At 61.7% G+C, this 21,129-nt stretch carries 14 protein-coding genes and 1 pseudogene; 7 read left to right on the top strand and 8 right to left on the bottom strand.

All coding sequences use genetic code 11. From position 1 onward, the window contains the following. Positions 1-267 precede the first annotated feature (267 nt). Both AC4FS3_RS10550 and AC4FS3_RS10545 read left to right on the top strand, forming a co-directional pair. Positions 268-1,188, top strand: coding sequence for a LysR family transcriptional regulator (locus tag AC4FS3_RS10550; protein ID WP_491020536.1), 921 nt, complete (start codon positions 268-270; stop codon positions 1,186-1,188). 573 nt (positions 1,189-1,761) lie between these two features. Next, positions 1,762-1,878 (top strand): annotated as a pseudogene (locus AC4FS3_RS10545) (TrbC/VirB2 family protein); the annotation flags it as partial. Between the two features lie 105 nt (positions 1,879-1,983). On the opposite strand, the gene AC4FS3_RS10540 reads toward AC4FS3_RS10545, so the two are convergent. Further along, a complete protein-coding gene (locus AC4FS3_RS10540) occupies positions 1,984-2,844 on the bottom strand; it encodes a GlxA family transcriptional regulator (protein WP_283179732.1) in 861 nt (286 codons plus the stop codon). Positions 2,845-3,132: 288 nt separating this feature from the next. Here AC4FS3_RS10540 and AC4FS3_RS10535 point away from each other — a divergent pair, with 288 nt between their 5' ends. Genes AC4FS3_RS10535 through AC4FS3_RS10515 form a run of 5 tightly spaced genes read left to right on the top strand, consistent with a single transcriptional unit; the run spans position 3,133 to position 7,825 of the window. Beyond that, on the top strand, positions 3,133-3,936 hold the full coding sequence (locus tag AC4FS3_RS10535) for a transporter substrate-binding domain-containing protein (protein ID WP_491020535.1): 804 nt from the start codon (positions 3,133-3,135) through the stop codon (positions 3,934-3,936). Positions 3,937-3,995: 59 nt separating this feature from the next. Next, positions 3,996-4,739: an amino acid ABC transporter permease gene (locus AC4FS3_RS10530; RefSeq protein ID WP_491020534.1), complete on the top strand. Its 744-nt coding sequence runs from the start codon at positions 3,996-3,998 to the stop codon at positions 4,737-4,739. A 1-nt stretch (position 4,740) separates the two neighbouring features. Beyond that, entirely contained in the window at positions 4,741-5,622 is an 882-nt protein-coding gene (locus AC4FS3_RS10525; RefSeq protein ID WP_283179729.1) for an amino acid ABC transporter permease, read from the top strand. An 8-nt stretch (positions 5,623-5,630) separates the two neighbouring features. Beyond that, positions 5,631-6,392, top strand: coding sequence for an amino acid ABC transporter ATP-binding protein (locus tag AC4FS3_RS10520; protein ID WP_491020533.1), 762 nt, complete (start codon positions 5,631-5,633; stop codon positions 6,390-6,392). A gap of 47 nt (positions 6,393-6,439) precedes the next feature. After that, a complete protein-coding gene (locus tag AC4FS3_RS10515; protein ID WP_491020532.1) occupies positions 6,440-7,825 on the top strand; it encodes an aspartate ammonia-lyase in 1,386 nt (461 codons plus the stop codon). 401 nt (positions 7,826-8,226) lie between these two features. Here the strand turns inward: AC4FS3_RS10515 and AC4FS3_RS10510 are convergent, their stop codons facing one another. From AC4FS3_RS10510 to AC4FS3_RS10480, 7 genes are all read right to left on the bottom strand, one after another. Next, positions 8,227-9,165, bottom strand: a complete 939-nt coding sequence (locus AC4FS3_RS10510) for a diguanylate cyclase (RefSeq protein WP_491020531.1) — start codon at positions 9,163-9,165, stop codon at positions 8,227-8,229. Positions 9,166-9,181: 16 nt separating this feature from the next. Further along, on the bottom strand, positions 9,182-12,046 hold the full coding sequence (locus AC4FS3_RS10505; RefSeq protein WP_491020530.1) for a response regulator: 2,865 nt from the start codon (positions 12,044-12,046) through the stop codon (positions 9,182-9,184). Next, the gene (locus AC4FS3_RS10500; protein WP_491020529.1) at positions 12,036-12,425 is read right to left on the bottom strand and encodes a hypothetical protein; all 390 of its coding nucleotides are present in this window, start codon (positions 12,423-12,425) and stop codon (positions 12,036-12,038) included. Before AC4FS3_RS10500 ends, AC4FS3_RS10505 begins: the two co-directional genes overlap by 11 nt. Positions 12,426-13,193: 768 nt before the next feature. Beyond that, entirely contained in the window at positions 13,194-14,231 is a 1,038-nt protein-coding gene (locus tag AC4FS3_RS10495; protein ID WP_491020528.1) for an IS110 family RNA-guided transposase, read from the bottom strand. 88 nt (positions 14,232-14,319) lie between these two features. Next, positions 14,320-16,869 carry a DUF3131 domain-containing protein gene (locus tag AC4FS3_RS10490; protein ID WP_491020527.1) on the bottom strand — a complete coding sequence of 850 codons (2,550 nt, stop codon included), beginning with the start codon at positions 16,867-16,869 and terminating at the stop codon, positions 14,320-14,322. After that, positions 16,866-20,288 (bottom strand): glycosyltransferase, encoded by a 3,423-nt coding sequence (locus AC4FS3_RS10485; RefSeq protein ID WP_491020526.1) that lies wholly within the window; start codon positions 20,286-20,288, stop codon positions 16,866-16,868. The genes AC4FS3_RS10490 and AC4FS3_RS10485 overlap by 4 nt, the downstream gene beginning before the upstream one ends. A gap of 51 nt (positions 20,289-20,339) precedes the next feature. Continuing rightward, positions 20,340-20,969: a cadmium resistance transporter gene (locus AC4FS3_RS10480; RefSeq protein ID WP_491020525.1), complete on the bottom strand. Its 630-nt coding sequence runs from the start codon at positions 20,967-20,969 to the stop codon at positions 20,340-20,342. Positions 20,970-21,129: the final 160 nt, after the last annotated feature.

Below are 21,129 nucleotides of genomic sequence, written 5' to 3'. Positions count from 1 at the left end.
CGATCTTCCAGGTCGCCGATTATGGCCTGGTGGGAGACCTCTTCACCATCCTCCCCGAACTCACAGAAAAACTCTGAGCATCGCTTTCGGATCGTGGTGATGTCCTGTCTGGCGCACCGCGCCGGGTTGTGAGATTCTGTCCGGAATGTCACTTAAACATGATGAATAGACTGCGCGCCAGGTTCGCAGCACCCTGTTGCAATATCCTGACCGTGCAAACCAACCAGAGCTCGCCGCAACGCGAGCGGCAGGTAAAGGGGGGAGGAGTTGAAAGACAACAGGCTGTTGGAAATGCGCGTCGTCCGCGCCATCGTCGAAGCGGGGGGCTTTAGTGCAGCCGCGAGACAGCTTGGGGTCAGTCAGGCATTTATCAGCCAGGCCGTCCACAGCCTGGAACGGCGCTTAGGTGTCAAGCTTCTGCATCGAACTACACGCGGACACCGGCTGACTGTCGAAGGGGAGTATTATGTCACTGAGGCCGCCCGTATAACTGACAGTGTTGATCAGTTTGAGAGCGATTTTTTAAGTTTGCGCGCACAGGTCTCGGGGTCTTTGCGCATTACAATTCCAGTTGCCTTTGGCTACGATCAAATTCTTCCCAAATTGCCACAATTCATGGAGCAGCACCCTGATATTGAAATAACCGTTAATCTGAACGACGAGGTGGCAAACCTTATCGAGAACGGGTTTGATGTGGCTATTCGAATGGGGGTAATGGAAAATTCAACCTTGATTCGACGAAAGCTATGTGATCTCAGGCGCTTGGTTGTTGCGGCGCCGTCTTATGTTGCGAAATATGGTCTGCCGGACACCCCGGCGGATCTCTCCGGACATAATTGCCTGATGTGGTACGGCCGTCGTGAGCATCTGAACAGATGGCCCTTCATAATTGACGGTGAGCAGCGCATCATAACGGCCACAGGAAATTTCAAGAGCACTGATGGGCTTGCTCTGTCAAACCACTGCCTGGATGGTTGCGGAATAATGCGTATGGCAGAACACCTGGCTCTTCCTTATATTCGACAGGGAAAACTTGTCCGGCTTTTGCGTTCTCATGAATTTGTTGATCAGACAGCAATTCAGGCTGTCTATCTGCCGGAGCGGCATCCGCTGCCGAGAATTAGAGCATTTGTAGATTATATGGTTGAGTCTTTCAGATTTCCGCCATGGTTGAGTTATAATTTGTGAGTATGACTCGGGAAGAACTCACATGTAGCCCCGAAGGTGAAACATGGTGTGATTACGGAGTGGCGACCGGAGATAATGGGTGGTTGCGATCTGCCGTGCCTTGCCGGGTTGAACGTGGTTCAGGGCAATATGCTGCATCGATGACCAATCAATCGGCGTCGGGCTGAGGTAACTCGGGTCCCCTGTTACGCGAGAGGCTGAAGCACTGGATCGTCCGAAGGCCTGGGGTACCCGTGAACCCGGCGGTATTGGCAACATCCATGCCGGGTCGGGCATCGGTGCCCTGCGGAGCCTCGAGAAGTTGTTTCAAGAGGCCGTCGTTACCGTGCCGCGCGCCCTGATCGCTGAGACCATTGATCTTGTTGCTGTCATTTACGGGCTTGGCGGTGACCGGCGCCGCGTAGGTCTTTATCGTGTCGAAGGGCCGGGATGGAGATTACAAGGTCATCAGTAATGACTTTTCACCCGCAACCTCCGGTTCAGAGCAGGGACATCCCGCATGCCGCCACATTGCCAGCGGCGCTAACTCGGGTTGTGTCATCCGCCTGCTGACACCCCGCCGCTTATACGGCTGGCTCCTCCATTCCCTGGGAAGCGGCGATTCAGTCGATCCTGCGATGGGTAGAAGGGGCGGTCGCCAGGAGCGTCACAGAGATTATAATAATCGTCACCGGCTTGACACTGGCCTTTGGTGATACCGGCCTCGCCTTTCCTGGGCGGCGGTTGGGAGGTTCCATTCTATCCTTAAAGCCGCTGTCTTGCCGAATGATATTCGCAGCTAAATGCGATCACGCGTCACCGGGGCGCAGTGGCCGCATTGCGCCTTTCGCTGGGATTCATCCCGAAGCGACGCAGGAAGGCGCGGCTGAAATTAGACTGACTGGAATAGCCGGTCGCATAGGCGACCTGGCCGATCGGCAGCCGGGTTTGCCGTAAAAGCTCATCCGCCTTGTCGAGCCGGATCGCGCTGTAATGATCCATAACCGAAACGCCCAGATCCCGCTGAAACTGCCGCTGAATCTGCCGGCTGCTCAACCCGGACAGGCGGGCAAGCTGCTCCAGCGGCAAGGGATCGGCGATGTGGTCCTCCATCAGGCGGGTCGCGGCAAAGACCGCCGGCAGCACCCGGGCCTCTGTCACCAGGCTGCCACGCTGCGCGGCGTCCGGCGTGCGGATGGTGGTGTAGATGAAGCGCCGACTGACCGAGGCCGCCAGGGCATGGCCGTGCTGCGACCGGATCAGCGCATGCATCATATCAAGCCCCGCCACGCCCCCCGCGCAGGTAGCACGGTCGCGATCGAGCACGAAAAGCCGCTGTTCGATCAGTAGATCGGGGGCCAGTTCGCGCAGGGAATCGGCATATTCCCAGTGGACAGCGATGCGTCTTCTGTCCAGCAATCCGGCCCGTGCCAGCAGCACGACACCGCCGGAAATCCCGCCAAGTGGTACGCCGCGCCTGGCCGCCTGGCGCAGAAACCCTGTGCAGTCGGGGATGTCGAGCGCGAACGGATTACCGCCTGCGACGATAAACAGATAATCGAGATCGGGTGGTGACGCGGCAAGGGCAATGGTTTCGAACCATGCCCCGCATGAGGCCCGGACCGGCCCGCCCTGCGCCGAGAGAAAGACGTAGTCGTAAAGTTGTCGTCCTGACATCTGATTGGCAGAGCGGAGAGGGTCCACTGAAGAAGCCATCGACATCAATGCGAAATCATTGATCAGGACGAAACCATATCTCTCGGTTGTGCCTCGTGTCACTCTTGGTTAACCTGTCCGGAAATGACAACAAAATGTCTGTTCGGGAGTATTTTCGCAGCTTTGACCCGATCAGAATAGGGTGATTCTTCAAGCCCCCGATCCCGGGCCAGGCGAGGGGACAAAAGACAGACACCGGGCGACAGACCTGAAGCGGCCAAACCGGACATTGATCCACGGGAGTGACGAATGAATAAATCGCTGAAAATCGCGCTGGCGGCTTTGCTTGCCAGCACCGGGCTCGCCTCGGCTGACACGCTGGAAAAGATCGCCGGCGCCGGCAAGATCGTCGTCGGCGTCAAGAATGACTACCGCCCCTGGGGCTATCTGGATGCTTCTGGCAATATCGTCGGGCTCGAGATCGACCTCGCCCAGGACATTGCGACCCGCCTTGGCGTCGACCTGGAGCTGGTGCCGGTCGTCGCCTCGAACCGGATGGAATTCCTGCAACAGGGCCGGATCGACCTGATCATCGCGACGCTGGGCGACAACCCGCAGCGCCGTGAGGTGGTCGGCATGATCGAGCCGAACTATTACGCGGGCGGGGCAAATATTCTGGCACCCAAGGCCAATGGCCTGAAAGAATGGACGGATCTTGAGGGCAAGGATGTTTGCGGCATTCAGGGCAGCTATTACCTGCGCGAGATCACCCAGAAATACAAAGCCAATATCGTGGCCTTCGCGGGCGTGCCCGAGGCAAGCGCTGCGCTGACCAATGGCAGCTGTGTCGGGCTGGCCTATGACAACACCTGGATCGAGAGCCAGCTGGCCTCGGAGGCGGTCTGGGCTGATTACGAGATGCCCTTCGTCACCGAACAGATGCAGCCCTGGGCCATCGCCGTGCCGCTGGAAGAGCTGAACGGCCCATATGGTCAGAAGATCAGCGAGATCGTCACCGACTGGCACAAGACCCGCTTCCTGATCGAAAGCAATGAGCGCTACGGCATCGCCCCCGCTCCGTTCTTCGAAGAGCAATACGAAAAGTTCAAGTAATCGCGCTGATCCCGCCGGCCCTGTAACGCGGGGCCGGCCCTTTTCCCGGGGAGTTGGCGGTGGAAACTGTCGAAACGTTTTTCCAGTGGCTCCGCCAGAGCTATGGGCTCAAGATCAGCATTGGCTACGACGCCTGGGACCGTGCTCAGTTCCTTGGCGGGTTGTGGATGACCGTCAAACTCTCTGTGCTGTCGATCATCTTCTCGCTGTTCGTCGGCATGATCGGCGCTTTTGCCCAGGGGTCGAAATACCTGATCCTGCGCGCGCCGGTCGGGCTGTTTGTGACCTTTTTCCGCAATACTCCGCCGCTGGTGCAGCTTTACTTCTTCTTCTTCGCGCTTGGCTCGGTCCTGAGGGTGACGGGTGAAACCGGACTCAGCACGCCGATGGTCTCTGCCTTTGCCTGGGCGGTGATTTCGCTCTCGCTCTTTGCGGGTGCACTGAATACCGAGATCTTTCGTTCTGGCATCGACGCCGTGCCGCGCTCCACCGTCGAGGCGTCAGAGGCGCTCGGCTTCACGCGGTTTCAGACCTATCTTTATGTGGTACTGCCGCTGGCGCTCAGGATCTCACTGCCATCGCTGGGCACCAATCTGGTGAACCTCGTTAAAACCACCTCGCTTGCCTATGCGATTGCTGTGCCAGAGCTCTTATACGCCGCCGCTCAGATCTGGTCGGAACAGCTGAATGTGCGCGAAATGATGACCGTTCTGCTGCTGACCTATATCCTGCTCGTCGCGGTCCTTGTCTGGATCCTTGGTCGCTGGGAAAAGGCGCTGCGCATCCCCGGATATGGAGTCTGACATGTGGCTGCGCCCCATCCCCGAACCCGACCGCCGCGTACCCGGTCATATGGATGTGCTGCTGCCGCGCCGCATCCATGCCGCGCCCGCGCTGAACTGGCGGGAGACGCTCTTTAACCCGCTGACCCTGAGCCTGGTCTTTGCCTGCCTGATCGCCAGCGTGATCGGCACCGCCTGGGCGCAGGGCACACAGCCGGGCCAGGCCTCGATCCCCTCGGTCCTGCTGAAATGGACGCCGCTTCTGGCCCAGGGCTTTGGCTATAATATCCTGATCTCTGTGCTTTCAATGGCGATCGGCACCGTTCTTGGCGTGCTTTTGGGCATCCTGCAGGTCTCGCCGGTGCTGGTAATCCGCAAGGCCGCCTGGCTGGTGACACAGTTCTTCCGCAACTCGCCCTGGCTGGTGCTTTTGTTCTACGCCATCCTGCTGATCCCGTTCCAGGTGACGCTGTTTGGCGTGACGATGCCGTTTCCCGGCTGGCTGAAGGCGGTGATCGGGCTGTCGCTGCCGGTCATGGCCTATATGTCGGAATATGTGCGCGGTGCGATCCAGTCGGTACCGTCCGGTCAGTGGGAAAGCGCGGAATCGCTTGGCTTCTCCCGCGGTCAGACGATGCGGATGGTGATCCTGCCGCAGACGGTAAAGCGCATCCTGCCGAACTGGATGAACCTTTACGCGGTGCTGACCATGGCGACGCCGCTGGTCTCGATCATCGGGGTTGATGACATCATGGGCTATACCCGTTCGGCGCTTTCGGCCGAAGGGCGGCCCGATGTGCTGATCCCGATGTATCTCTATGTGCTGTGCTGGTTTTTTATCTATTGCTACCCGATCAGCCTGCTGACCTCGCGGCTGGAACGCCGCTATTCCGTGAAACTCTGAGGGGGCTGATGGCCATGACTGACGTGAAATGGACAGAAGACCAGCCCATCGTCTCGCTGAAAGACGTACGGAAATCCTATGGCTCGGTGCCCGTGCTGAACGGGATCAGCCTCGATATCATGAAGGGCGAGGTGATCTGCATCATCGGCCCCTCCGGCTCGGGAAAATCCACGCTGATCCGCTGCATCAATGCGCTGAACGACATTCAGGGCGGCTCGATCCTGGTAGAAGGCCTCGAAGTGCATGACCCGAAGCTCGACAAGCTCGCGCTTCGCAAAAAGGTCGGGATGGTGTTCCAGCAATATAACCTCTTTCCGCATAAGACCGCGCTGCAAAATGTTATGATGGCGCCTGTCAAAGTGCTGAAAGAAAACCCTGCCGAGGTCGAGAAACGCGCCCGCGAGCTGATCCGCAAAGTCCGGCTCGAAGGCAAGGAGAACAGCTATCCGGGCGAATTGTCCGGCGGCCAGCAGCAGCGTGTCGCCATCGCCCGCAGCCTTGCAATGCGCCCCGACATCATGCTGTTTGACGAGGTGACCGCAGCGCTGGACCCGGAAACGGTGAAAGAAGTGCTGGTGACAATCAAGGATCTCGCGGCCGAGGGCATGACCTGCATCCTTGTGACCCATGAGATGGGCTTTGCCCGTGAGGTCGCGGACCATATCTATTTTACCGACAAGGGTGTCATCGTCGAACATGGCCCCCCCGCCGGGTTCTTCGCCAATCCGACCGACCCGCGCACGCGGCAGTTCCTTTCCCAGGTGCTCTGAACGTCCGCTCCCGACCTATATCCACTGATCAGACAGGATGACCGAGCATGGCTCGTATTGAAACCGATGGCCTTGGCCCGCGTGAACTTCCCGATACGGCGCTTTATGGCGTGAACACGCTGCGCGGCTCCGAGAATTCCGCGCTTGGCGGCGAGCGGATCGGCGATCACCCGCGTTTTGTGAACGGCCTTGCGGCGATCAAGAAAGCGGCGGCCGAGGCCAATCGCGAGATCGGTGCGCTGCACCCCGATCTGGCGGCGGCGATCATCGCGGCCTGTGATGAGCTGCTGGCGGGCCGCCATCATGAGCAGTTCATCATCGACATCATGGAAGGCTCGGGCGGCACCTCGATCAATATGAACGCGAATGAGGTTATCGCCAATCGCGCCTTGCAGATTCTTGGGCGCGAGGCCGGGGATTATGCCAGCCTGCACCCCAATGACCATGTGAACCATGGCCAGTCGACCAATGATGTCGTGCCTTCGGCACTGAAACTGGCGGTCTATGACGCCACTCTGCCCCTGGTTCAGGCGCTGAACCATCTCGCCGATGCCTTTTCGGAGCGCGCCACTGCTTTTGCTGATGTGCTGAAAATCGGGCGCACCTGCATGCAGGCCGCGCAGCCCATGACGCTGGGTCAGGAATTCGGCGGCTATGCCAGCGCCGTGCGCCGCCAGGCGGCAAAGATCACAGCAGCCTCCGCCGATCTTCTGACCCTGCCGCTTGGCGGCAGCGCCATCGGCACCGGGCTGGGCTCTGATCCGGGCTATCCGGCGGCGCTTTATGCGCATCTCAGCGCCAATCTGGGCCTGCCTCTGGTCCGCGCTGACAATCCGTTTGACGCGATGCAGAATTCAGACACCTTTGCCCGCGTCTCTTCCGAGATCCGCATCGCCGGCGAGACCATCGCCAAGATCGCCCATGATCTGATCCTGATCTCCTCTGACCCGCAAACCGGCATTGGTGAGATCCGCCTTCCTGCCGTGCAGCCCGGCTCCTCGATCATGCCCGGCAAGATCAACCCGGTCCTGCCAATGCTGGTGCAGCAGCTTGCCTTCGCGCTGGCCGGAAACGATCAGAGCGTGGCACTGGCCTCGATGGCCGGCCAGCTTGAGATCAACCATTTCGAGCCCGTAATCGCCTCACGCCTCTTTGAAAGTTGCCGCCTTCTGACCAATGGCAGCCGGCTTTTCGCTGATAAATGCATCAGCGGCATCGAGGCACGTCCCGAACGCGCGCTGGAACTGCTGCTGAACTCACCCGCACTGGCCACGGTAATGGTCGGGGAACTGGGCTATACCCAGGTTTCCGCAATTGTGAAACAGGCGGATAAGGAAGGTGTCCCCTTCGTTGATGTCATGATCGCCAAAGGCCTGATGAGCCGGGAGGGGGTTATGGACAGACTCCGTGCCGCAGTCGTTCCGGTTCGTTGATCGCCGTGACAAGCAAATGCGGTGCCTGAGGCCGATCGCGCCCGTCACACGGGTGACTTGGGTCAGGAGGCGTTGATCGGGTGCACTGGCTGTGTTGCAGAAATCAGCTGACAGCCGAGCTTCGGCTGTCCCGGACCGGACATTTCGCACCGACTTTTGCGGGGTATGCTGCGGGCGGTCCGGCCATTCAGGACGGCGATAGTGACCTGTATTTCAGAGACCTCCGCAGTGCTTCGTTGCGGGCGCCTCGCGCCTGTGACGCTGCAGCAGTGATCCAGGCCCCTCAAATGGGGATGCTGGATCAGAAGGTGATCTCGACAACAATGCCCATACGGTTCGACATGTTGCCAAACCGCTGCAATGATTGATCTGCGGGGTCTTTCCCTGGTTAAGCCTGTCGCTCAGGTCTTGCCGGAAATTGTGATTGCGGCCACCCGGTCCCGGCCCTGCGATTTCGCGATATAGAGCTGACGGTCGGCGGCCTCGATCCATTCCTTCATCGAAAGCCCGGTATCGGTGCGCGCTGAGGCGATGCCGATGCTCAGCGTCACCCAGGGGCTGACCATGGATTTCTCGTGGGGGATCTGCAGCTGATGCACCTGGGCGCGGATATTGCCGGCAATGACAAGCGCCTCTTCGGGGGCAGTATCGGGAAGCACGCAGGCAAATTCCTCGCCGCCATAGCGCGCCGAAAAGCCTGCCGCGGCCTTGACCGCCCGGTTCAGCGCCGAGGCGATCATGTGAATGCACTGATCGCCGCTCTGATGGCCATAGGCATCGTTGAACAGCTTGAAGAAATCAATGTCGATCATGATCACCGACAGCCAGCTTTCCGAGGTCGCCCGGCGTTGCAGCGCGTCCTGCATCAGCTGATCCAGCTTGCGCCGGTTGTGCAACCCGGTCAGCGCATCGGTCACCGCGATCTCGGCCAGATGGTCGCGCAGGGTCTTCAGCTCGATATGGTTTTTCACCCGGTTGCGCAGCACCACCGGATGGATGGGCTTTGTGACATAATCGATGGCCCCCAGCGAAAGGCCTCGCACCTCATCCTCGGTATCACCCAGCCCGGTGGTGAAGATCACCGGAATATCCGAGAGCAGCGGGTCGCGTTTGAGGATGGAGCAGACTTCGAACCCCTGCATCCCCGGCATCACCACATCCAGCAGTACGAGGTCGGGCAGGGTCAGTTGCATCACCTCCAGCGCCTGCTCGCCCGAGGTGGCAAAACAGATCTCATAATCATCCCCGAGCGCCGCATTCATGATCTCGATATTTGAGATATCGTCATCGACGATCAGAACAACGGCTTTACGGGGCTCGCGCTCCTGTGGCGTGGTCACGGCTTTCTTCCCATTCTCAGCTTTGTTCTCCGGCGGAGGCTTTTTCCGATCCGGGTCCGGCATCTTTTCCGGAAATTTCCAGTTCTCGCAGCGCAGTGGCGTAATCCAGCCTGTCCAGCGCGAGGCGCAGCGGATGCGCCGCGATGGCTTCGGCGGGAAGGCCAAGCGCCTCGGCCCAGGCCGCAAAACCGGCGCGTGCGCTCAGGCTGCGTTTGATCAGCTGCTCGTGGAGAGCGGCGCGGCGCTCCTCAATCTCCGTTGCACTGGCCGGAGCCACCGGTGCTGACCTGTCTCCCGCTGCGACGGTAGTGCCGCTCAGCCCGCGCGCGGCGGCGACTGCCGGTTCCAGCCCAATATAGGGGGCAGCCTCATGCTCCCCCGGGGTGCCCTCTTTCAGCGCGCGCTCCATCTCGGCGGCGGCCTGTTGCAGATCCGGCAATTCCAGCGAACCGGCAAGCCCTTTCAGCGTATGGGCGGTGCGGCGGGCATCATCATATTTACCCTCGGCCAGCAGACGGCCCAGCTCATCGGGCACCCTGGCCTGGCTGTCGGCAAAGCTCAGGATCAGCCGGCGCAGGAGCGGGCGTTTGCCATTCACCCGTTCCAGCGCGCGGGCAATGCCGAAAGGCGGCAGATGGTCGGGCAGGTCATCCCCCGCCGGGGCGACTTTCGCGATATTGACCGGGGCAGGGACCAGGGTTACCGGTTTCAGCCAGCGGTTCAGCGCCGCCAGCAGCACCGGCGGCTCGACCGGTTTGGCGACATGGTCATTCATCCCGGCCGCCATGCAGCGGTCTTTCTCATCGGCATAGGCATGGGCCGTCATCGCGACGATCGGCAATTCTGCGGCGCTGCGATCCTTGCGGATGCGGATTGTCGCCTCAATTCCGTCCATGATCGGCATTTGCAGATCCATCAGGACCATCGCATAGCTGTCGCCCTGGCGCGCGACCTGTTCCACCGCCTGCAAACCGTTCTCAACGGCATCGACCCGCAACCCGGCATCGGTCAGGAGTTCAATCGCGATTTCGCGGTTGATCTCATTATCCTCGACCAGGAGCACGCGCTGGCCGCGCAAGGCGGGTTCGACCTGGGGTACGCCATCGATACGGGGCTTTGCCTTTTCGGCATGGTCTTGCGCGGATCCCGCCAGCCGGTTGCGGAACAGATCCTCGAGCGTCGTGATCACGGCGCGGGGTTGCAGGGGCTTTGTCAGATAGCCGGCATGGCCATAGCCATCGATTTCGCTGGTGAACTGGTCCGAGCCATAGGCGGTGACCACCACCATTTTCGGTTTGGCCCGGATATAGGCATCCTGGCTGATCGCCCGCACCGCCTCCAGCCCGTCCATGCCGGGCATCTTCCAGTCGATCAACACCAGCTCATAGGGTTTTCCGGCTCCGTCTGCCGCCTGCAGGCGGCTGATTGCCTCGCTGGCCGAGACCGCGACATCGGCCCTCATTCCCCATTGGTGGAACAGTTCTTCGATCAGCTGGCGCGAGGCGGGGTTGTCATCGACGCCGAGGATACGCAGATCGCGCAGGCCGGGATCGGGGACCACGTCCTGCGGCGCACTTCCCGAGACGCGGTTGAAACGCACCGTAAAGCTGAAGGTTGTCCCCTCCCATTGGCGGCTGCGCACGGTGATGTCGCCGCCCATCAGCCCGACGATCTGCCGGCTGATCGCAAGCCCAAGCCCGGTGCCGCCGAAGCGGCGCGTCATGGTATTGTCGGCCTGGGTGAAGGAGGTGAAAAGGTTCTTCTGCTGTTCGGGCGACATGCCGATACCGGTATCGATGATCTCGACCAGCATCGTCACCTGGTCATTGTCACCATCCCCGACCCGTTCCCCGGCGCGGGTGCGCACGGTGACCGAGCCCTGTTCGGTGAATTTCACCGCATTGCTGACAAGGTTCAGGATCACCTGGCCAAAGCGCATCCCATCGCCCATCACCTCGCGCGGGATGCCGGGGTCTTTCTGCACCTCCAGGTGCACGCCTTTGCTCTCGGCGCCGACCAGCACCATCTGCAGCTGCTGTTCGATCACCGCATGGGGATTGAACGGCGCCGCCTCCAGCGTAAGCTTGCCCGCCTCGTTCTTCGAGAAGTCGAGAATGTCATTGATCAGCCGCAGGAGCGTGGTGCCGGCATCACTGATCTTTTGCACATAATCCAGCTGGCGTGCATTCATCTCGGTGCGCTGCATCAGATGGCAGAACCCCAGCACCGCATTCAGTGGCGTGCGGATCTCATGGCTCATATTTGCGACGAACATAGATTTGGCCTGATTGGCCTTTTCCGCCTCGGTCGTGCGCTGTTTCAGTTCGGCATTGGCGGTCAGGATTTCCTGGTTCATGTCGCGGATCCGCTCGAATGCGGCGCTGATCATCCGCGCCAGCCAGACCAGGACAACAGTCTGGAAGGCTACGATCGCCGCATGCAGCAGCACCCTTGGCAGATCGGCATTGGCAGGGAAGACTGCATAGGGCAGCAAATAGACCAGCACCAGGTGATGCAGGGCGACCGCGACCGCCGCCATCAGGATCGGGCGCGCATCGAACCAGGCGATGGTCAGCGCCAGCATGGCAAAGAAATACATATGCATATCCATCTGCCAGGCATGACCGCGCAGCAGAAAGACCAGCAGGGCGGGCTCCGCCATCAGCGCCACAGATGAGATATAACGGGTGCTGAGCGCGATGCCGTTGCGGGCATAGCTGAGGTGATAGACCCCGGCGATCGCCACACCGGAAAGCCCGGCCCAGAGCCAGCTATGCCCATTGAGTGCCGCCACCACCGCCAGGAGGGGCGCATGGAGCCAAAGCAGGCCGATCAGAAAGCGGCCAAATTTTTCACGCAGCAATGTCAGCTCATACTGCATCAGAGGAATCCTGCCTGTTGGTCTGATCTTGAATGGTTTTTTGGAATGCAGGCCCTGCACCGCCCCGGACTGCCTGCACGCTGGTCTGGTCCGGGGTGCCGCAGCCAAGGGCGCGCGGCGCGGGAAAGACCAGCCATGCCCCGGCCGCGCGAAGGTCATCGGCAAAGCCCGGCCGGTCGGAAGCCGCAACGATCACATTGCTGAACCCCCCGCCGGCCAGCAGTGCTCCGTCAGCGCGGGTGACCAGATGAACGGCTGCCTGCCAGGGCGGGCTGACGACCACGAATTGTCCCTCGACTCCATCCGCAAGCAGGCTCGCGAATGCGAGCCCACCGAGCCCCGCAAACAACATCAGCCCGGCAGGGATCAGCGCGGTCAAACCTCCGCTTGCGGACCCGTCATCGGGGTGAAGTTGCAGCTTTCCGTGCTCCCCTGTATCCGGGGCGCCATTCGGTGACACGGCACACCGGTCTGAAAGCACACCGCCGGGCCGGAAGTCTCTGATCTTAAGCCATGCCCTCATGATCCGGCAAAATCCTGTTAAGCGTGTTAATGGCTATTTCTACTCAACTATTAAATGTTAAAGGTTGGGAAAGGCAATCCACCCGGACAGGGACCACGCGGCAGCGACCGCAGCGCCGAACTGTCTGCTCGGCAGGGGTCTTCGGCGTCTCGGGCTTTCAACTCCGGATGGGGTGAAGATGAGCCCCAAACCCTTTGCTACGCGATCATGCTAACCTGTTCCATGAGTGCCGATCGTGGTCACATGCGCCTGGAATTCATTCTACGCAAGATCGGGCCGCACCGTGATAGTCTCCCACATGACCGTCCTCCTCTGTGGAACCTCGCAGACCCACCTTGGCACACAGATGCCGTCGGGGCGCGGTCACATCATATGTGGGTAGCCCCGGTTTTAGCGGGCTGTCGCCTCGGCTGGCATCATACGGTCGAATGCGTCCATGTGTCAGGCCTTTTGTCGGAACGCTATGCTCCTTGGCCGGTATGGGATCCGCGGGTTGTGGTCAAAACATCAAAACGAGCTCGGAGCTCTCCATGTGACACTGGTTTCCCCAACCCCGATCTGTCCGATCGATTTCATACAAGCTTCAGCTTCTCCCGCATTTTCGAGACGGTGCTGCTGACCTCGTCAGTTCGCCATCAGCGGTCCCCCTCGAAACTCTTCGTTCTTCGTGATCATGGCCCACAGCATTCTGGCCATTTTGTTTGCCAGCGCGATGGCGGCCAGCATCCGTGGCTTGCGGGCCAGGATCCGACCCAACCAGGAGCTTTCCGCAGGGGGCCGGATCCTGGTACCAGAGATTACGGCCATCGCGCCAATGAGCAGCAAACGCCGGATATCGCGTTGACCCGATTTGCTCGTGCGTCCAAGCCTCTGCTTCCCGCCGCTGGAATGCTGTCGCGGCACGAGACCCAGCCAGGCCGAGAAGTCTCGTCCTTGGCGGAAGCTCTGCAGTGGCGGCGCGAACGCCGCCAGCGCCATCGCGGTATTGGGGCCAACACCTGGCATCCTCTGCAGTCGGGCCGAGAACCGCGACCGTCTGCTGGCCGTCGCGACTTGTGCATCAAGCTCGGCGATGCGCTGCGACAGGCTGTCGATCTGATCAAAGCAAAGCTGCGCCATGTGGCCGACCACCGCAGGAAGATCATCTGCGCCCTCGGCGCCCGGCTCCAGAACGGCCCGCAGCTTATCCACGTTCTCCCGCCCCTTTCCGGCGACAAGCCCGAATTCGGCGAGATGTCCACGCAAGGCATTGATCACCTGCGTTCGTTGTCCGACCAGAAGATCCCGCAGCCTGAAGATCATGCCGAGGCCCTGCTGCTCCGGTGTCTTCACCTCGACAAAACGCATGGTCGGCCGACTGCCCGCCTCTGCGATCGCCTCGGCATCCGCCATGTCGTTTTTCTGGCTCTTCACATATGGCTTGACGAATTTCGGGGCTATCAGGCGCACCTCATGCCCGATGGCCGCCAGCGTCCGCGCCCAGTGATGGGCCGTGGCGCAGGCCTCCATCGCAACGACGCACCCGGGCTGCGACTGCATGAACATGAGAAACTGCTTGCGCGACAGTTTCTTGCGAAACACAACCTCACCCTCTGCTGTCGCTCCGTGCAGTTGAAAGACCTGTTTCGCCAAGTCAACGCCGATGATCGAGACTTCCTTCATAGGGGTTACTCCTGATCCTTTCTGGATCACTGTGGCACATAAGTGCCGTCGGAGGGGCTACCCAACCCATCATCAGAGCGATCATGACCTAATATTGGTCAGCGAGTATTCGGCAGATCGCTGTCAGGATGACTGCATTTGTGTTCAGATCGGTGTAGCCGGCCGTCGATTGTCCGTCTGCTACGAAAATTGCAGAATCGAAGCCGCCCTCGCGCCTGGCCTTCTGCCGCACCAGCGCAGTCAGCTTTGCGCTGTCTGTGTCGGGCCGCACCGCATGCAGCAGATAGGCGGCCTTTGAGCTGGTCGCGCGCAGCCTGGCCAGAAAGCCGCTGTCATAGACAGTCGTATCCGCAAAGCCCGCAGTGACCATCCAGGGGTCGGGACCCGCGCGCAGGCGGAAGCCCTGATAGGTGAACCAGGGCACCTGGTTCACGGGCGATTCCGACGGTGCAACCGGATGGCCATACTCCGCCGCTGCGTCGCGCAAAAGCGCGCTCAGGCAATCGGCAAGCGTCAGCGCACAATGATCTGGCCCGATTTCGAGCAGATGCAGGAAAGCGGGTTCGATCCCGAGCGGGCCGAACTGCTCGACCAGACGCAGCAATGCAATCTGCTGGTCCGCATTGTCCTGCAGACGCAGGCTGTCGAAGGGCGAGGCCACGTCATAAGCCCATCGACGGAAACCGACCGCGACATAATCGGAATAATTTGAGCGATACTCATCGACGAAAGCACCATCGCGCCACGAATGCAGGTAGCGTTGCCTGAGGATGGTGGAAAAATCCCAGGAGGCGACCAGTGCCGCGACATCCGCCGGCGCCAGCCGGTACCGGCGCAACCGGTCCAGTGCCAGTAAAAGCCGCCCTGTATCGAAGGCGTTGAACCGCGACGAGCCTTTGCCGGTCGATGAACTGATCGTCTCGGGCGGAAGCCTGAGCGGCCCGTTTGCAGCCCGCGACAGTGTCTTCAGCAGGCGGTTACAACGTGCAGAAAACTCCTCCTCTGCGATCAGTCCCAGATCTGCCGCCGCCATCAGCGCATTGATGTGGCTGCCGGCCTCCCACATCGTCAGCCGGTCCTGGACCGCACCTGCACCGCCTCCGGTCTGTACCGTTGCCGGGCAGAGGCCGGTGGTCCGGTTGGTGAGACCGCTGAAATAGGACCAGGCCGCGCGGGCATCCTCCATCAGATCGTGAGCCTCACCCTCGCGCAAACGATCTGGCCACCCTGCTTCTGTGCCCGCGCGCAGGCGGAGACTGCGGGCGCGCAAAACCGTCGGCAGAAACGGATCCCGCGGCAGCAGATCGGCTGCCAGCGCGGGCAGGGTGGTCAGATGGTTCCCCGGCAGCACCCGCAATTTGCCGATCATGCGCAGGAGCGCCGCGCGGGCAAAATCACTGCGAACCGCCGCCGGGCTGACAGTGATCACACCTTCGCAGGCCAGCGGGACATCTGTGGCAAGCACTTCTGCGCTCTCGGCTTCGGTCTGCACAGACAGAAGAACAGGCAGCATCTGCATGGCCCGGGCGTTCAGCCCGAAGCTGTCGGCCTTTGCCGAAGCCAGTCCGATCGGGATGCCCTCGCCGGCGCCTGCCTTCAGCCGCCAGCCTGTCGCCTCGTCAGCGCCGTTCTGATCGAGTCGGGAAAGGCGGGATGGGGAAGGGTGGCGAATGCCTGGAGATGTTAACTCCATCCAGCACAGGGCGGTCGGTCTTTCTGCCCTGTCGGACAGGGGCAGATCGGGGCCCCTGCTATACGGGATCTCTGCCCCGGTCAGCATCCGGGCAAAGACCTCCAGCGCAGCGGCATCCCCTTCCAACCGGGGATCGGGCTCGAACAGATGCAGCGCCAGCCGGCGACGAAAGCCTGCATGGTTGCGCAGCGCCACTTCGTTGGCCAACAGGCTGACGCGCCGGGCTGATGTCGTCTCCTCGCGCAGCTGATGCGAAAAGGCGCTCAGCCCTGCGACGATATCCGCAGGGGTCGCGGCGCCGGTCTCGGGGGCGCTGAACACCAGATGGCGATACTGTCCGAGATGGCGGCGCGCGAAGACGGCGCCCGCATCCGGGAAGCCAAGCGGCTCACCACCGGTGACAACCAGCACAGCACCCGGGCCCCCGGTCACGCGCACGGGTGCTGCCGCCGTCGGCAGGACCAGCAGCGTGCGAAACCCCGCGCCGGAAAGCGCCGCGGCGTCACCTTCCGCGAATGGCCCGGAGCAGGCCAGCACCGTGCAAAACGGCGGCGCCTCTGGCATGAGCCGATGCAGCGCCTGCCGGGCCAGAAAGCCCTGGCGCGCGATATCATAAGGCGGCAGACCCCCAAGGCGCCCGCAGCGCGCCGCCAGCCCAATCAGGCCAGGGAAGCGTCTGGCATAGTTGCTGACAAGTGCGAAGATTTCGGCATTGCCCTGCGGATCCACGCTATCCTCACCGGCCGCAGGGATCAGATTGGCCGGGATCATGGCGGCGGTCAGCAGATCAAGCACTGCCGAAAGCCGCGCCGGATCGGTTCTGTGGCCGATCCCACGGATCGAGACCAGCAGCCGTCGTGGACCGGCAGAGGCGGTTGTCCGGGCCGCCGCCGGCAATGGCAGCGCGCAAGCAGCCAGAAGCCCGAGCATTCTGCGGCGTTTCATGGGGCCTGCACCCCTGCCTGGCCCTCAAGTCCGCGCCGGCGCAATTTGTTCCACTGGCTGAGCCTGCCGGTCAGCGCGGCCCAGAGCGCGCGATAGACTGTGATACAGAGCAGCGGGCGATAGAGCAGGTTCATCAGGGGCACCAGAAGGGCCAGCCGGAGCGGGCTGCGCCTGTCACAGCGCAGCGCGATGGCCGCCGCGAGGAAATCCATCAGCTGAACCATCAGAAAAAGCAGCAGCGCCAGACCCATCCCGGCCGGGATCCGCAGCTGATTGCCAGCCGACCAGTCTGCAAAGACGCTGACGGCAAAGGCCATGAGGGTGAGGTCGGCGATCGGCGCCAGAACCGGCACCACGAAGCCGAACAGCAGCATATCCAGCATCGAAAACGATCTGCGCGGGCCAAGGTCTGCCACGGCGCGGCGGTGTCTCCAGATGGCCTGAAGATTGCCCAGCGTCCAGCGCAGGCGCTGTTTCATCAGGGATGCGATATCGGCGGGGGCCTCGGTCGCGGCACGGGCCTCTTCGGCATAGGCGACACGATAGCCGCCCCGCCGTAAAAGGATGGTCAGATCGGTATCCTCTGCAAGTGTCTCTCCGGAAAAGCCCCCGGCATTGCGCACGATGTCGGTACGCCAGGCCCCAAGTGCGCCCGGCACCACCATGATGGCATCGAGATGTTCCTGTGCCCGGCGGCTGATCTGCTGCGAGACGATGTATTCGATGTTCTGGAACCGTGTCAGCAGACCGCGACGATTGCCCACAGTAACGGTCCCGGCCACCGCCCCGACGCGGGGGTCGGAAAAGGGCTTCACCAATGCCCTGATCGCCCTGGGATCAATTTGGGTATCGGCATCAAGGCAAATGGTGACCGGCGTTTCAGAAAGCGCAAAGCCACGGTTCAGCGCGCTCCATTTGCCCTGGTTCGGCTGGGTGATCAGCGTGACATCCGGCCTGTGGTCAAAGGCGGCCTGCAGCACCGCTGCGGTCCGGTCCGATGACCCATCATCCACCACGATGCAGTGGAGCCGGGGATAATCGCTTGCCAGCACCGAACGCAGCGTCGCGACAATCACCGCCTCTTCATTATAGGCGGGGACGATGACGGTAACCGGCGGAGGGGGCGCAAAATCGCTGGGGTAGCTGGCGACGCGGCGCCACGCCAGCAGGAAATAGAGCAGATTGCGCAGGAAACTGACGAACAGGCAGAGCCAGAGCGCGAGGATGGCGAATTGCATCAGCCCGCCAATCAGCCGGATTGACGCCGTCTTGACCGGGGTGGTGGCCCAGGGCGCTTCGGGCATCATCGCAGCCGTATCCAGCCCCAGCAATGCCGGGACCGGCACGATCTGATAGCCTCTTTCACGCAGCGCCGGGATCAGCAGATCGACGGCGGCGGCGGTATGCATCCCCTGACTGCGCCCGTCATGCAGCACAATCACATTGCCACCGGTGGTTTCCAGGTCGCTCAGCACCTCGGCCACGATCTCTTCGGCGCCAAGACCGGCCCAGTCGGGTGGCACAATATCGCTGCCGACCACAATATGGCCTTCCTCGCCGATCATCCCGAACACCAGGGCTTCTGAGAGATCCAGTGGCCCCGGACCGCGCACATAGGGCGGGCGGTAAAGCAACGGCGTGGTCCCGGTCAGCCCCTCGATCACCATCCGGTTCGAGCGGATCTCGGTGCGGGCGCGCAAAGATCCAATGGCGTCCATATGGGGATGGCCAAAGGTGTGCGAACCGATGATATGCCCCTCGGCGATCGCCCGCGTCAGCAGGCCAGGCGCCACCATGGCGGACCGCCCGACCACGAAAAAGGTCGCCGGCGCGTTATGGCGCCGCAGCACATCAAGGATCTTGGTGGTGGCGACCGGGTCCGGCCCGTCATCAAAGGTCAGCGCGATCTGTGGCCCGGATGATGTGCCGAAGCGCTCCATCGTCACCGGCTCTGGCACCACCAGATAGTCCTGGCCGACGATCATACCGCTGCTTTCTTCCAGATCTGCCTTGCGCAATCCTGTACGCGGCGGCTGCCCGAAGCTGTAGAAAGAGCCGGTCCCGTTATAGAGGACGCGATCCGGAAATGTCGGGCGCAGATAGTCATCTCCGACCGCCGCCGCCGGCCAGCGCGCGAGCGCGTCCCAGAAGGCCGGTTCCTCGTCGCCTGGGCTGGCCAGACCAATGCCGGCAATGCCCAGATCATCCAGCGTCTTGACCGCATTATAGGCCGAGGCCGCATCCAGCATCCAGATCTGATGCCGGGCTCCTGAAGCATCGGCAAATTCGGCGTAGCTGTTCAGCGCGGTCGGGGAAAAGCGGATCTCAGCCCCGGCCCCGGCAATGCGGTGCATCGCCCCGGCGAGGCTTAACCGCTCTGGCCCGGCCCTCCCGGACACCCAGTCCTCGGCATGACCACCAAGCGCGATCACCAGCTTTTTCTGCCCGACAAGGCTGCGCATTTCCCGGGCCTCGCTGCGGAACCAGTCCTGTGGCGCGAGCGGCGCCGGAACAGACCCCATCCAGGGCTCATGGAAAAGGGTGACAACAACGGTATCGAACAGGGTGGTGACGGTCTTTTCGGCCCATTGCCGCGAGCCTGCATCCGTGATGAGGCAGCGGGTCATCCCGGCGGCGCGGGCGGCGTCAGAAAACTCGTGCAGAAATGGCAGCGCAGCTTTCAGCTCTGCGCCGCTGACCCCCCGCAGCCGCAGACAAAGCCCATCGGCGCCGATCCCGGCGGCGCTGGTGAGCATCGCCTGAACCAAACCAGGGCGGGCCTCGGCCTTTGTAATCCGATCCAGAAATGCCTGCGGCTCCAGCGTGCCGCCCGCGCTGAAAACCGGCAGGAATGTCAGCTCTTTTCCCCGGGCCGCCCGTATAGAGGCGACCGTTTCCGTCAATTCTGTATCGAGGCTGGCTGCCTCCACCCGCAGCGCATCGGCATCAATCTCAAACAACTCCGGCAGGATGGCATCGATCAGCCCGCAATGCCTTTCAAGCGGCAGAAAGGCATTGTCGGCATACATCGGCAGGATCGCATAGATCCGCCTGGCACTGTGCTGCGTCTCTGTGGCTGAGGCCATTGCGGCGCCAAAAATCGGCTGCGCCGGACGGCATCGTCCGCGCTGGCCGGTTTGCGGGTCTGGATCAGCGGTCGCATCTGCCAGCGCCCGGACGGTCGGCAGTTCAGGGTGTGGGCCCCCCCGCGCCGCCCCGGCGAGACGGGGAGCGGTCTCGCCTTGCGCGCGCATCTGCTCCGGGCTGCGCTCGGATCCGGGCTGCAGGGCGAGGACAAACAGCGTCGCCAGCCAGAGCAACAGTCCCAGAAGGCCGAAGCGGAAGACCCGGCTCCAGCTGCGATGACGCAATCCGCTGCGGTCCTGGAATACAGGTTCGCCCGGCTCGGGAGGCGGCATCAGCTTTCCGGCGGGGGGTGGCAAAAAGACGTCATGGGTCTGGCTCATGAATTAAGACACGCCACGCTCTCCCCGCCGGGGAAATTCGGCCGATACCCCGTCCCAGAGAACACACAGACCAATCAGGATCAGGACATAGGGCAGCAGCAGTTCGCCATATCTGCGGATCGGCCGGCCGATCGCCGGATGACGGACCAACCAGAAGGCCAGCGCGGACCAAAGCGCGGTCATAAGCAGAAAATTCAGGATGATGAGGCCTGTCGCAGCCCCTGACTGAAGCGCAAATACCGGCGCATAGGCGCTGATATTGTCACCGCCATTGGCCAGCATGACCAGCAAAACCGCGCCAATATTGCCGATCACTGCCCCGCGCGGGCGCGCAATGCTACCACTGGCATCCGGGTCGGCCAGGCGACGCTGGCACAGTTTGTAAACCCCGATCCCGATCGGCAGCAGCCCCAGCAGCCCCACATGGCCGTCGGTCAGCGCCAGCACACCACCTGCAACCAGCAGACTTGCAAGGATCAGCAACGCCATACCGGCAAACTGAGCGGCGAGGACCTCCGCCACCCGCAGGCGGCGGTCGGCGAAGAACCCTGTAAGAAGAATCAAATTGTCGATATTAGTGGCCGCGAACAGCGGTATGGCGAACACAACAGCCGCCAGAAATTCAGAACTCATACCAGTCTCATCTGTGTCGGATCCGTCTCGGGCCGGCCTGCCGCAGGCCCGGAACCTTATCCGCCTTCGCTGACGGGAACCTGATAGGCTTGCCTGAAGCCGCCGGGTTCGGCACAGGATCTGAGACTGTCAGCGCCTGATCAGCTTTGGCGGTCAGGAT

It is taken from the genome of Pseudogemmobacter sp. TB195 (assembly GCF_058313095.1).
Note: the sequence above shows the minus strand (reverse complement) of the source record. Positions and strands in the feature narration are given on the sequence as shown.

What these genes read in the sequence shown, in the direction of transcription:
- AC4FS3_RS10505 (WP_491020530.1), bottom strand. Translation starts at nt 12,046, where the DNA reads ATGCAGTATGAGCTGACATTGCTGCGTGAAAAATTTGGCCGCTTTCTG.
- AC4FS3_RS10525 (WP_283179729.1), top strand. Translation starts at nt 4,741, where the DNA reads ATGTGGCTGCGCCCCATCCCCGAACCCGACCGCCGCGTACCCGGTCAT.
- AC4FS3_RS10540 (WP_283179732.1), bottom strand. Translation starts at nt 2,844, where the DNA reads ATGTCAGGACGACAACTTTACGACTACGTCTTTCTCTCGGCGCAGGGC.
- AC4FS3_RS10480 (WP_491020525.1), bottom strand. Translation starts at nt 20,969, where the DNA reads ATGAGTTCTGAATTTCTGGCGGCTGTTGTGTTCGCCATACCGCTGTTC.
- AC4FS3_RS10515 (WP_491020532.1), top strand. Translation starts at nt 6,440, where the DNA reads ATGGCTCGTATTGAAACCGATGGCCTTGGCCCGCGTGAACTTCCCGAT.
- AC4FS3_RS10485 (WP_491020526.1), bottom strand. Translation starts at nt 20,288, where the DNA reads ATGCCGCCTCCCGAGCCGGGCGAACCTGTATTCCAGGACCGCAGCGGA.
- AC4FS3_RS10535 (WP_491020535.1), top strand. Translation starts at nt 3,133, where the DNA reads ATGAATAAATCGCTGAAAATCGCGCTGGCGGCTTTGCTTGCCAGCACC.
- AC4FS3_RS10490 (WP_491020527.1), bottom strand. Translation starts at nt 16,869, where the DNA reads ATGAAACGCCGCAGAATGCTCGGGCTTCTGGCTGCTTGCGCGCTGCCA.
- AC4FS3_RS10495 (WP_491020528.1), bottom strand. Translation starts at nt 14,231, where the DNA reads ATGAAGGAAGTCTCGATCATCGGCGTTGACTTGGCGAAACAGGTCTTT.
- AC4FS3_RS10520 (WP_491020533.1), top strand. Translation starts at nt 5,631, where the DNA reads ATGGCCATGACTGACGTGAAATGGACAGAAGACCAGCCCATCGTCTCG.